Source organism: Chitinophaga varians, assembly GCF_014529945.1.
Classification (GTDB): domain Bacteria; phylum Bacteroidota; class Bacteroidia; order Chitinophagales; family Chitinophagaceae; genus Chitinophaga; species Chitinophaga varians.
Map to the genome: position 1 here is coordinate 480,965 of NZ_JACVFB010000002.1, position 13,032 is coordinate 493,996.

The 13,032-nt window shown below is 49.1% G+C and carries 8 protein-coding genes; 3 read left to right on the forward strand and 5 right to left on the reverse strand.

Annotated features, from left to right (window positions below):
- Positions 1–22: 22 nt before the first annotated feature.
- The 5 genes from ICL55_RS09740 to ICL55_RS09760 form a co-directional block, all read right to left on the reverse strand.
- The gene (locus tag ICL55_RS09740) at positions 23–2,428 is read right to left on the reverse strand and encodes an ABC transporter permease (protein ID WP_343067755.1); all 2,406 of its coding nucleotides are present in this window, start codon (positions 2,426–2,428) and stop codon (positions 23–25) included.
- A 94-nt stretch (positions 2,429–2,522) separates the two neighbouring features.
- Positions 2,523–4,913, reverse strand: a complete 2,391-nt coding sequence (locus tag ICL55_RS09745) for an ABC transporter permease (RefSeq protein ID WP_188096501.1) — start codon at positions 4,911–4,913, stop codon at positions 2,523–2,525.
- A gap of 11 nt (positions 4,914–4,924) precedes the next feature.
- Positions 4,925–7,324, reverse strand: a complete 2,400-nt coding sequence (locus tag ICL55_RS09750) for an ABC transporter permease (protein WP_188096504.1) — start codon at positions 7,322–7,324, stop codon at positions 4,925–4,927.
- Between the two features lie 34 nt (positions 7,325–7,358).
- Positions 7,359–8,048, reverse strand: coding sequence for an ABC transporter ATP-binding protein (locus ICL55_RS09755; RefSeq protein ID WP_168808079.1), 690 nt, complete (start codon positions 8,046–8,048; stop codon positions 7,359–7,361).
- A gap of 67 nt (positions 8,049–8,115) precedes the next feature.
- The gene (locus tag ICL55_RS09760; protein WP_188096506.1) at positions 8,116–9,363 is read right to left on the reverse strand and encodes an efflux RND transporter periplasmic adaptor subunit; all 1,248 of its coding nucleotides are present in this window, start codon (positions 9,361–9,363) and stop codon (positions 8,116–8,118) included.
- Positions 9,364–9,577: 214 nt separating this feature from the next.
- Here ICL55_RS09760 and ICL55_RS09765 point away from each other — a divergent pair, with 214 nt between their 5' ends.
- Genes ICL55_RS09765 through ICL55_RS09775 form a run of 3 tightly spaced genes read left to right on the forward strand, consistent with a single transcriptional unit; the run spans position 9,578 to position 13,022 of the window.
- Positions 9,578–10,924 carry a sigma-54-dependent transcriptional regulator gene (locus ICL55_RS09765; protein WP_223151404.1) on the forward strand — a complete coding sequence of 449 codons (1,347 nt, stop codon included), beginning with the start codon at positions 9,578–9,580 and terminating at the stop codon, positions 10,922–10,924.
- 40 nt (positions 10,925–10,964) lie between these two features.
- Complete coding sequence (locus tag ICL55_RS09770; protein ID WP_188096508.1) at positions 10,965–12,305, forward strand: sensor histidine kinase; 1,341 nt, start codon at positions 10,965–10,967, stop codon at positions 12,303–12,305.
- A 54-nt stretch (positions 12,306–12,359) separates the two neighbouring features.
- Positions 12,360–13,022: a lysoplasmalogenase gene (locus ICL55_RS09775; RefSeq protein WP_188096510.1), complete on the forward strand. Its 663-nt coding sequence runs from the start codon at positions 12,360–12,362 to the stop codon at positions 13,020–13,022.
- The last annotated feature ends 10 nt before the right edge of the window (positions 13,023–13,032 follow it).

Consider the following 13,032-nt stretch of genomic DNA (forward strand, 5'->3'; position numbering starts at 1 on the left):
TTATTTATAATCGGATAAATCGCTAATCAATTTTTAAACTGTCTGCCGGGTTAGACAATGCAGCCCGTACCGTTTGCAGGCTGGTAGTAGCCAATGCGATGACGACCGCCAGAAGACAAACGCTTGCAAACAACCACCAATGGATTTCCACATGAAAAGCAAACCCGTTCAGCCATCGCTGCATCAGGTACCATGATATGGGCGTTGCCACCAGCACCGCTATCAGCACCAGTTTCAGGAAATCGCGCGACAACAGCATTACAATGCTGCCTACTGAAGCCCCCAGCACTTTACGGATACCGATCTCCTTGCGTCGTTGTGCCATCACCAGTACTGCTATCGCAAACAGCCCCATACAGGAAATAACAATGGCGAGGACCGCGCCACTCATGAATATTTTAGAGAAACGGGACTCCTGACGATACATCCTGTCCGTGTTTTCATCCAGAAAACCAGGATCATTCTTAGCCAGCGGATTAACCTCTTTCCATATAGCCGTGATGCGCTCCATAGCCGCAGCAGGATGGTTGGTATTGACTTTCACAAACAAATAATTCATGCGGGACTGCGGGTCCATCGTTATCATCAGCGGCTCGATCTTTTTGTGGAGCGATTCAAAATGATAATCCTTCACCACGCCGATAACATGATAAGGCTGTCCACCGGGATTTAGGATCACCCCTAACGGCTCTTTTTCGTTTAGCTGTCGCGCCAGTTGTTCATTGATCACCACACCAGCGGAATCTGTTCCGTACTGACGGGAGAAATCCCTGCCCGCCACCAATTTAAGGTCCAGCGTCTTCGCGTAATCATAGTCCACCACGATACATTGCGTATTGAGATGGCCACCTTTATAGTCAAACCCACGGGTCCAGTTACCGGAAGAACCATCTTTTCCTATTCCAAGGTTCAGGATACTGCCGGTAACACTTTCTACGGAAGGTTCTGAAGCCACTTTATTACGAAAAGCAATACGGGATTGTGGCGACGCATTATCCGCCGGAATACTGATCACCTGCGCGGTATTGTAACCTAACGGTGTAGCACGTATGAAATTCATTTGCTGCCAGACAACAGCAGTACAGCTGATCAACAGGGCTGCCACCATGAACTGGAAAACAATCAGGCCATTACGCACTCCACTGCCCCTGTTCAGGCTTAGCTTTCCTTTCAATACCTGTATAATATTGACCCGGGCTATTTTCCAGGCGGGATAACCACCTGCCAGCAGTGTTACGAGGAAGAAGCCGAGTGCTGTCCCCAATACTATCCAGCCATTGTGGAAAAGCTGAAAGCTCAGCTGGTGCTGAAAAGTAGCGTTATAATAAGGCAGCAACACCACCGCGAGCAACAGGCTTACGATCAGGGAAACGAAACAAAGGAGAAAGGCCTCACTCCAAAACTGTAACATCAACTGTCTGTCCATGGCGCCCAATGCCTTCCTCAGCCCGATCTCACTGCCACGGGTAAACGATCTGGCAATCGACAGGTTAATAAAATTAATACAGGCAATACCGATGATCAGGCCTGCCAGCATCAGCATCATCCAGGGATAGAAAGAACGCAGTCCGCTCCCAAACGTGCTATAGGGAGAAAGATGAACGTCTTTCAGCGCGATGGAGTTGATACGCAGCAGCTCACCGTCCTTATCGGGTATGCCACCTGTGCTTTTCAGGCTGCTGATGAGGTCTGCCAGATACTTATGCGCAACGGGGAGCAGGCTTTTATTAAAGGCAGCAGCATCCAAGGCAGGTTCTACCTGTACCATCAACGGATAGCTGGAAACATTCCAGTTGTCACGGATGTTGCTATAATCTTCTACATTCTCAAAGCGGGCCAGCGCTTCAAAAGTGATGCTGGAGTTATCCGGTATATTATCCGTTACCGCTGAAACAACGAAGGGTTTCCAATTATCCCCGATCTTGACTTCCACCGCTTTTCCGACCGGGTTTTCCTGATGGAACAGCACTTCTGCCGTTTTCTGTGTCAGCACCAGCTGGTCCAGGCTCCCCAGAGCGGTTTGCTGGTTGCCCTTCTGTAAGGGAAAAGAAAACATCTGCAGAAAAGCAGCATCTACCATCTCCACATCCAGATAAATATTTTTATCCTTATAACGAACAGGCATATCTCCGCCAGCGATGCGGGAAACGCGTTTTACACCTGGCACTTCTTTCTGCAACACACCGGCCATGGGTTCGGAGAAACTTTTGTTGACCCGCACACCTTTACTGGTATTATCCTGCCGGTACAACTGATACACGTGGTCCCTGTTTTCCTGGAAGTTGTCATAAGACCACTCATGATATGCGGTGAGAGATAGCAGCAATGCTGCGCAGATAGCGATACTCATGCCAGTCATATTTACTGCCGCAAACATTTTCTGCTTCCATAAATTTCTCCAGGCAATCTTTAGATAGCTTGTAAACATGAGATATCATTTATTTAAAAAGTTATAAAATAAACAGGGCGCGTAGAAACACACTCCGATTTGCTGTTCACTTGTTATTCTCTTTATAATATTTTTAGTCATTCCTCAATACATCCACCGGGTTAGACGACGCGGCGCGCCATGTTTGGGATATGATCGCCAGCAGGGCAATACACAATAGCGCCGCAAAGCTGCCTGCCAGTGTAAAGAACCCTATGCTGATGCGGTTGGCAAATATTCTCAGAAACAGCTGACTGGCCAGATACCCCAGTGGTAAAGCAATCAATCCTGCCAGCGCTATCAGCCGGAGATAATTGCGGGACAGCAGCAATACCAGTCCGGATACGCCGGCTCCCATCACCTTCCGTACGCCAATCTCCCGGCGACGGGTAAACGTAGTATAAGACACCACACCCAACAGGCCCAGTGCTGCAATAACGGTAATCATTAACACCAGTATGGCCACTCCCGATACGGGCTCTTTTCCGCTGGTTTTCTCGTATAACAGGTCACTCATCCATTCCCCTGTAAACGTCTGGCCCGGATGCATTTCCAGCCAGGCCGCTTTAATCCCCGCCATGAGCGCGTCTTTGTCCTTAGTGTTTATCAGTATCTGTAACTGCCTGAACTGATCCGGCACAAACCGGATGGCCATCGGGAATATCGGTACTTCTATAGGTTGATAATTAAAGTCTTTTATAACACCAATGATGCTCACCATCGAAGAATCTGAGAGCCATATAGCCTTGCCAATGGCGTCTGACGGCGATTTGAGGTTGAGGGATTTTACCATCTGCTCATTGACGATAATGTATTGTTCCTGGTTCCGTGACATCGTGCGCGGAAAGTCAGTACCCGCCAGCAATTTCAGCTGCATCACTTTCAGGAAATCAGCATCACCTGCATAGTAGCCAATCTGCATGCGATTACCATTTGTTGCCGTTTTTACCTGCAAAAAACCACTGTGTCGCGGAATGCCCAGGGTACCGGAGCTGGCAGTAATGGCCTCTACTCCCTTCACCTGCATCATGCGGTCTTTCATTAGCTGAAAGTCACCATCCGCCAGGGGTACATTCAGGATGTTGTCACGGGAGAATCCCATGTTAAAGGCCTCTTTATAAGCAAACTGACGGTATACGGTCACAAAAAAGATGATCGCTGTCAGCGACAAAGTAAACTGTATCACGATGAGCGTCTTGCGCAGACCCAGTCCGCCAAACAGTTTGATGTCTACCATATTGCGCAGCACTTTAGCCGGCTGGAAAGAAGACAATGCCCAGGCGGGGATAATACCCGCCAGCACGCCGGTTGCCACGCTGAAAACCAGGAACCATCCAAACAGCATGAAATCCACCGGCTCACCAGACATAAAACCGATCCCTATAGATGTATAGTTTTCCGCCAGTATCAACATCAGAATGGCCAGTACCAGGGAGAGCACACACATCACCACCGATTCAGTAATAAACTGCAGAAATACCTGCCAGCGAAGCGCCCCGTTTACTTTGCGGACGCCCACTTCCCGTGCCCGTTGCAGGGACCGTACGATAGACAGGTTGGTATAGTTAAAGCAGGCGCATATCAGCAACCCCAAAGCAACGGCTATTGCCGCCAGCACTTTGCCCCATGGCGACGCATTGCCAATATCATTATATAATTCCTGTGAAGGAGAAATACTGCCAAGAGATTGCTGTTCCAGCGTAATGCTGCCTATCCCTTTGGCCGCCGGTTGATAAAACCGCTGTGAAATAAATGCCAGGGCCGTGGCCAACGACGATTTGCTGACATCGGGTTTAAGTTTCACGTAGGTATATCCGTCCTGTACCTGATTCCAATCCTGTGACCGGTTAGGCAACATACCCTGCTGTTCCAGCGCAGGAACAGATGACAACGAAGCGTATGCCTCATAGTCAATATGGCTCAAACCCGGTGGTGGCGCCAGAATACCGGTAACAATATAATCGCCCATTTTCTCGAAATGCACGACTTTCCCCATAACCGCCGTATTGCCGAAGATCTTGCCGGCTGCGGCTTCGCTCAAAACAATGCTGTTAGGGGCAGACAAGGCGGTAGCGGGGTCCCCGCTTTTCAGGCTGAAACCAAATACCCGAAAGAAAGACGGTTCTGTAAACGCACCATTGACCGGCAATTTCTTTTTCCCCTCGATCACATTTCCGGACAACACACCATATAAGCTCACCACATCTTCTGCAATGGCATAATCCTGCCGTAATACATTCGCCAGTGGCAGCGGAGAACTAGCCATATGATAGTGTTTTCCTTCCTGCGTAGTGGCCTGGGAGGTAATCCGCCAGGTGCGGGAAGCAGCAGGATGGAACTTGTCGTAACTAAATTCTTTTTTGGTTGATTTCAATACCATTAAACATACGGTCATGCTTAATGCCAGTCCCGCAATATTGATAAAGGCAAACAATCTTTGCCGACGCAGGTTTCTAAATGCGATGAGTATGTAACGGAGCAGCATATACGTTAAGATTATTCAGTCCTCAATGATTTTACCGGATTCATGAGCGCAGCCTTTATGGACTGGATACTCACGGTAAACAAGGCGATCAGGATAACAATAAGGGCGGTGAGGGCAAACATCCACCAGTACAGATGCACCCTGAAAGCAAAATGATGTAGCCATTGCTCCATGCAGAACCAGGCCACCGGTATGCCAATGGCAATACCTGCCAGCACCTGTTTCAGGAAATCGCCCGACAGCAAAGCGGATACATGTACCACCGATGCCCCCAGTACTTTACGGATACCAATTTCTTTGGTGCGTTGCCGGGCTATCAGCATAGACAAGCCCAGTAAGCCGATGCAAGCAATAAAAACAGCAAGGCTGGCGAAGATGCCGAAAATCTGTCCCATGACCCGCTCACTGGCGTATTGCAGTTGCAGGTCTTGCTGTACAAAAGAATAGTTGAGAGGATTATCAGGGGCCACCTTATTCCATACCTTCTCAATGCTTGCCAGCTGAGCAAGATGATTCCCCCGCGCGAGCCTGACGGTCAGCACTTGTGCATCCTGCGGCCTTACCTGATATATCACGGGGTCAATCTGGTGATGAAGGGAGCGGAAATTAAAATCTTCTGTGACACCGATAATTGTTCCCTGTTTAACCAATTGGCCTGGCCGCCATTCAATACGTTTGCCAATAGGATCTGTCAAACCCAGTCTTTTGGCGGCGGCCCTGTTGACAATAAAAGCGTCCGTGGAGTCCGTGGCCATCGCAGGGTCAAAGTCCCTGCCGGCGATCAGCCTGATGCCTGTAGTCTTCAGCAGGTCATAATCTCCGTTGATGACATTGGCCACAAAAGCTTCTTTGTCCGAGCCACCCACCATACCTATCGGGCAGTCCATCAGAATACCTTTGCCCACCAGGAAGTTACTCAGTGATGCCTGTTGCACACCGGGCAGCTCCTTCAATGCCCCTTTCAGCAGTTGCGCCCGGGACACCGTATCAAGGCCATCGACGTATATATTGACCAGATGTTCTTTATCAAAACCAAGATTTTTTTGTTGCCAGAAACGTAGTTGTGTATACACTACCGTGGTGGCAATGATCAATATCACCGCTATCGCAAATTGTGATACCACAAGCGCCCGGCGGACAAACGACCTGGTAGCCGCCGCCATAAACCGCCCTTTTAATACCCTGACAGGCATCAATCCAGACAGGTACAAGGCCGGGTAACTGCCTGCCAGCAAGCCTACTATAGCTGCCAGCCCCAGCAATCCGCCATAAATAAAACTGTCTGTGGAGGTAAATAACCGCAGGGACTTTCCGGTAATACTGTTGAATAACGGCAGGAAAACCAGTACTAGTATCAACGCTGCTACGAGCGACAAAAAGCTGATCAGGACTGATTCTGCCAAAAACTGAAACGCAATGTTCTGCCTTTCTGCTCCCAGCACTTTGCGCAATCCCACTTCCTTTGCCCTTTCATGGCCCCGCGCCGTCGTCAGGTTCATGAAATTGATGCAGGCTATCAATACAATGAATGCAGCGATGGCGATGTAGAGACGGATCGCCAGCATATTGTTGGTCCCCCCCTTGTCACCATCAGGACGTAAATGAACGTGCTGTAATGGCTGCAGCTCCAGGGAAAAATGGATGTCGTACTGTTCAATGATGCGGCCAATGTGCAGTTTGACAAAGTCTTTCAGCAACGGCTCCATTTTTTTAGGGTCGGTGCCGTCGGCCAGTTGTACATAGGTCACGTTACTGCTGAACATGTACCACAGCTTTTCCCATGCTTTATGCCGGCTCATGAGAGTGGAAAAAGACTGAATGATGTCCATCCGGAGATCTGTATTGGCGGGCATATCCTGCGCTACGCCGGTAACAGTACAGGTGAAGTCATTGTCTACCTTAAGCGTTTTGCCGATAGGTGACTGCTGACCGAAATATCTTTTGGCAGCGCTGGCGGTGAGCACTACCGTATAGGGGTCTTTCAGCGCGGTAGCAGGATCTCCTTCCAGCAGGGGAAAATCAAACATCTGAAAAAAAGAGGCATCAGCATAACCGGAATGTTCTTCCAGTATCCTCTTGTCTCCCAGGGTAAACAAGGTAGAGCCGGGGGAGAATATCCTGACGGCATCCCTGATACCGCTGATCTCCTTTTTAAGCGCCGGCCCAACGGGGAACTGGATCGACGCGTTGTAATTCATCGTGCCGTTGGCCGTATTACTTTCGATCGTGGTAAGCCGGTAAATATTGTCTGCCTTGTGATGGAACCGGTCAAAGCTCAGCTCATCCCGTACATACAATACAATCACTATACAACAGGCCATTCCCACTGCCAATCCGCAAATGTTGATGGCAGTGAGAAATTTATGCCGTTGTAAATGACGGATGGCGATCTTGAAATAGTTCCGGAACATAATGCAGTAATTTTAAAATGGCGGAAGGATAAAATCACACATGAAACTGTTCCTTGATATTCTCAGTCACCACCCGCCCGTCAAATAAGTTGATGATACGGTGTGCAAATCCGGCGTCATAAGGAGAGTGAGTCACCATGATCAGTGTAGTACCGGCGTTGTTCAGTTCCTGCAACAGCTTCATCACTTCTTCACCGTTGGAAGAATCGAGGTTACCGGTCGGTTCATCCGCAAGGATCAGGTTAGGTTTGGCCACCACGGCACGGGCAATGGCCACACGCTGCTGCTGCCCACCAGACAACTGTTGCGGGAAGTGGTTGCGACGATGCATGATGTTCATGCGCTCCAGTACTTCTTCAACTTTTTGTTTTCTTTCTGCAGGCGCCACCTTCAGGTATAATAACGGCAGCTCCACATTTTCGTATACTGTCAGTTCGTCGATCAGATTGAAACTCTGGAACACAAAACCGATAGAGCCTTTCCGCAGCTGCGCGCGTTGACGCTCGCTCATTCTCGCTACCTCTTTGCCCCAGAAATGATACTCACCATCACTGGGATTATCCAGCAAGCCAAGTATGTTCAGTAAGGTTGATTTACCACAACCAGACGGCCCCATAATAGCGACAAACTCTCCATCCTGCACTTCCATGTTGATGCCGTTGAGCGCAGTTGTTTCCACTTCTTCTGTTGTGAACAGCTTTTGTAAGTTAACGGTACGTATCATATCGTTTGATTGTCTTTAATGAATGATAGTTTTTACAATACTTGTTTATATAAAAATGGATGATCGCTTAGAACGCCAATACATCTTTGTTACCAAAGTTCTCGTAGGAAGAAGTGATCACCTGGTCACCCGGCTGCAGTCCTTCCAATACTTCAAAATACAAAGGATTTTTCCTTCCGAGGGAGATATTACGCTTAACAGCCTTTTTCCCGCTACGGTCCACTACATACACCCAGTTGCCCCCGGTGTCGGAAAAGAAGCCGCCCAGCGGTAAAAGCATCGCTTCCTGCGATTTGCCCAATACCAGGCGGATCGGAGTAGACTGTCCACGGCGGATGCCTTCAGGTGTTTGTTTTTCAAAATTCATATCCGCCTGAAAACGACCACTTTTTACTTCAGGATATACTTTAGTCACTACCATATCGTACGATTTCCCATCAAACTCAAAAGTAGCTTTGAGACCGGCAAAAACCTGTGATACATAATGTTCATCAATATCTGCACGCAGTTTAAAACCGTTCAGGTCGTCAATCTGGCCGATATTCTGGCCGGCGGTGATGCTGGACCCCACCTCCACATCAATAGAGGATAACTGGCCAGACACCGGAGCCCGTACGATCAGGCTGTTGAGGTTCTGCTTCATCAGCTCCAGGTTGCGCTGCGTACGGGACAGCGTTCCTTCCAGCTGCGAAATCTGCTGGCGGGCATTTTCGCGTTGATAAGCCTGTGATTGCAGCTGAATATCGCGCTGGCGCTTGAAACCTTCCAGCTCGATCTTGTTTTTATTGAATTCCTGACGGGCAACGATCTTCTCCTCTACCAGCTGCTTATTGCGATCATAGAGGTCCTGCGCGGCATCGATCTTGGCGTTGATGTCAGAAATGGTCTGTTGCATCACGAAGTCCTGCTGACGGATATTCAGACGGGTATTCTGCAACTCGTTCCGTAAACGGTAGATCTCCGTTTCATGGTTCACAAATTCCATCATCATATGCTGGTTGTCCAGTTTCAGGATGGAATCCCCTTCTTTTACCATGCTGCCGCCTTCCAGATATTTACGGCTTACATAACCGCCTTCAATGGCGTCGAGACGGATGGTCTTCAATGGCATCACCACAGCGGTGACAGCGATATATACATCGAAAGTCCCTTTCTTAACCGTGGAGATCGTGATCTTGTCCTTCTCCACATTCAGCGTAGCCCTGTGATCCGCAAAGATCAGCGTATATAGTAACAACATGACTACCAGGCCGCCACCACTGATCATCAGGATGCGCTTTTTATTCCAGAACTTCTTTTCTATTTTTCTATCCATGATAATTATCAAAAAGTTTGTGATCAGGGAATTCCAATCCATATGCCAAAGCGCAAAACGCCCTACCAACAAGCCTCATAGCGGATAACCGCAATCCGGAAATGTCCTGTGGCGGACAACCGGTGTTCATAAACGGACACTTTTGTAAAAGCCGTAAATAAAGCGCTTTTGTAAAAAAATCTTTCTGTAATATTGTTGCATTCACCTTTTACCCATGACCACCATGCAACCCGGAAAAATTCTGATCGTTGACGACGACGTTGATGTATTGCGCGCAGCCCGCCTGCTGTTGAAACGGCACTTTGAACAGGTGGATTTTGAAAAAAATCCGCAAAGGATACCTTATCTGGTCACCAACTTTGACTACGATGTGATCCTGCTGGATATGAACTTCACCCGTGACCTCAGCAGCGGCAAAGAAGGGTTTGAATGGCTGGACCGTATCCTCGATATCAAGCCGGATACCGCAGTGGTGCTGTTTACCGCCTATGGCGATGTGGAAATGGCGGTAAGGGCCATCAAGTCCGGCGCAGTGGACTTCGTACTCAAACCATGGGAAAATGAAAAACTGCTGGCCACCATACAATCGGCCTATAACAAACGGGCATCCAAACTGGACAAACCTGCGGTGGTGCACAATACCGGTAACCTGATCGTTGGCAACAGTCCCGCTATGCAGGCCGTATTCGACACCGTTTCCCGTGTAGCCGCTACCGATGCCAATGTGCTCATCCTCGGTGAAAACGGCACCGGGAAAGACATGCTGGCCAGACATATCCACCAGCAATCACACCGCAGCGGCAAACCGATCGTCAGCGTCGACCTCGGCGCCATCAGCGAAACACTCTTTGAAAGCGAACTTTTCGGCCACGTGAAAGGCGCCTTCACCGACGCCCGCGAAGACAGGGCCGGACGCTTTGAAGAAGCCACCGGCGGCACCATCTTCCTCGATGAAATCGGCAATATCTCCATCCCCTTTCAGGCCAAACTCCTCACCGTACTCCAAAACAGATCGGTGACCAAAGTAGGGTCCAATAAGAGTATACCCATCGACGTTAGACTGATCTGCGCTACCAATCGCAACATCCAGCAACAAGCCGCCCAGCACCTTTTCAGGCAGGACCTGCTGTACCGTATCAACACCATCGAAATACACCTGCCTCCCCTGCGCGAACGCCGGGAAGACATCATACCACTGGCCGAACACTTCCTGCAACTGTACCGCGAGAAATACAAACGTCAGGTCAACAGTCTGCATGAATCCCTCATCCAACAGCTGGAAAAATACGAATGGCCCGGTAACATCCGCGAGCTGCAACACGCCATGGAAAGAGCCGTGATCCTTTCTCAGGGAAAAACGCTGCAGCCTAAAGACGTGTTCGTGAAAAGCAACAACGCCCAGGACCCGCAGATAGATACAGGCTACAACCTGGAAGAAATGGAACGTACCATCATCACCCAGGCCATGAAGAAATGCAACGGAAATATCACCGAAGCCGCTAAAGAACTGGGCCTCAGCAGGGCAGCACTTTACAGAAGGCTCGAGAAATATAATATTTAGCGCCCGTTTGCCGGGGCACGCTCCGGCAAACCTTTCCATCATGAACCGTTTCAGCGTCAATATCATCCTCCGCATACTGCTGCTCACCCTTTCACTGGCCGCTGCAGTATGGCTGTACCTCCACGGTATGACACCGCTGGCAGTCCTTACCATGCCCCTGATAGCGCTGCAGATATACGGCATCTACTATTACCTCAACCGCATCAACCGCAAGCTTACCCTGTTCCTGGAATCTATCCGGTACGAAGATTTTTCTATCCGCTTCAGCGGAGATAATCAACTCGGTAAAAGCTTCCGGATGCTCAACCACCAGTTCAACGAAGTACTGGAAGCCTTCCGGCAAACCCGCGCTGAAAAAGAAGCTAATCTCAAATACATCGACACGCTCATCCAGCATATCAGCATCGGCGTATTCTCTTTTGACACAGAAGGACGCATAGAACTGATCAACCCCGCAGCTTTCCGCCTGCTGGGCATCTATCGCCTGCGTAATATTTCAGAACTGAGACCGGTACATCCCGGCCTTTCAGAACTATTGACCGACCTGTCTTCCGGCAACAAAACCCTATATGCTACCCGTCAGGAACAACAGCTGTCCATCCATGCTGCCACAGTGCGTTTACAGGGACGCCTGATCAAACTCATCTCTATCCAGAACATCCACTCCGAACTACAGAAAAAAGAGCTGGAAGCCTGGCAGAACCTGACTAAAATATTGCGGCATGAGATCATGAACTCCGTAACGCCTATCGTGTCACTCATTGGCACCATGAAAGAAATCGTCGATCTCGATATCGCTCCAAGCGCCGGCAACCGGGAAGGGATTGAAGACCTCCGGGAAGCCCTGCTGACGGTTGAAAGCCGCAGCAAAGGCATCATGAACTTCGTAAACGCCTATCGTGACTACACCACGCTTCCGCAGCCACAGTTCACACAGGTCAATATCAAATCGCTCGTATCTACGGTGAGCAGCCTTTTCCAGGCGGATATGAAACAAGCCAACATCCACTTCCAACTCGAAGTGGACGCTGAAAACGTAGAAATACATGCAGACATATCGCAGCTGCAGATGGTGCTGATCAATCTGGTGAAAAACGCCATGGACGCCCTGGAACACACTGACAATGCCGCTATCCACATGAAAGTGTATCTCAACAACGTACAGCAGGTTTGCATTGAAATCACCGATAATGGCCCCGGTATTGATACCGAAGCCATGAACAAAATTTTTATCCCTTTCTTCACTACCAAAAAAACCGGTTCCGGTATCGGCCTCAGTTTATCGCAACAAATTATTCAAATGCATGGCGGACAACTGAAAGTGTTAAGTCCCGGTAATAACGGAAACGGTTCTACGTTTCTCATCCTCCTGAATACCTGATGTTTATGCCAAAAGTTTGTTATCTTGTAATAACAACTACAACCTGCATAACTCATGAACAAATCCGGATGGTTAGTGCTGTATTTCCTGACCCTGTTTGCAGATCTCGTATTGATCAGCCTGAACATGGACAGTCTTCGTTTTGCTACCAAACCATTGCTGGTGCCGCTGCTGGCTGTCTACTTTTTGTCTGCCGGTGAAGCGATGCCGGCCAAACAGAAGGCATGGATGTATGGGGCCTTGTTATCCTGTTTACTGGGAGATGTATTGTTGATGTTCGACCACCTGTTTTTATCCGGATTGGGCTGTTTTCTTGTCGGCCATATTTTCTACATTATCTTTTTTCTCACCATCCGGTATTCCAACCCACCGGTACCGTATTGCAAATATCACTGGGTATTTCTGAATGCAGGGGCAGTCATCGGCTATATCCTCTTTCTCATGCCCTACCTTGGTAACATGGTCGTTCCGGTGATCATCTATTCGCTGGTCATCTCCATCATGCTGCAAAGCGTGATACATGCCTTCCATTTCCGCTACCAGCGGATGGCCTGGTATTGTGCAGGCGGAGCATTGCTTTTTGTACTGTCTGACTCGCTCATTGCGCTGAACCGGTTTTACCACCCACTACCGGCCGGCGGAGTACAGGTGATGCTTACCTACGGACTGGCTCAGGCCGGACTGGTTTATGGCGCCGTACAGTATTACCGCCGCTGATAAAAATCAC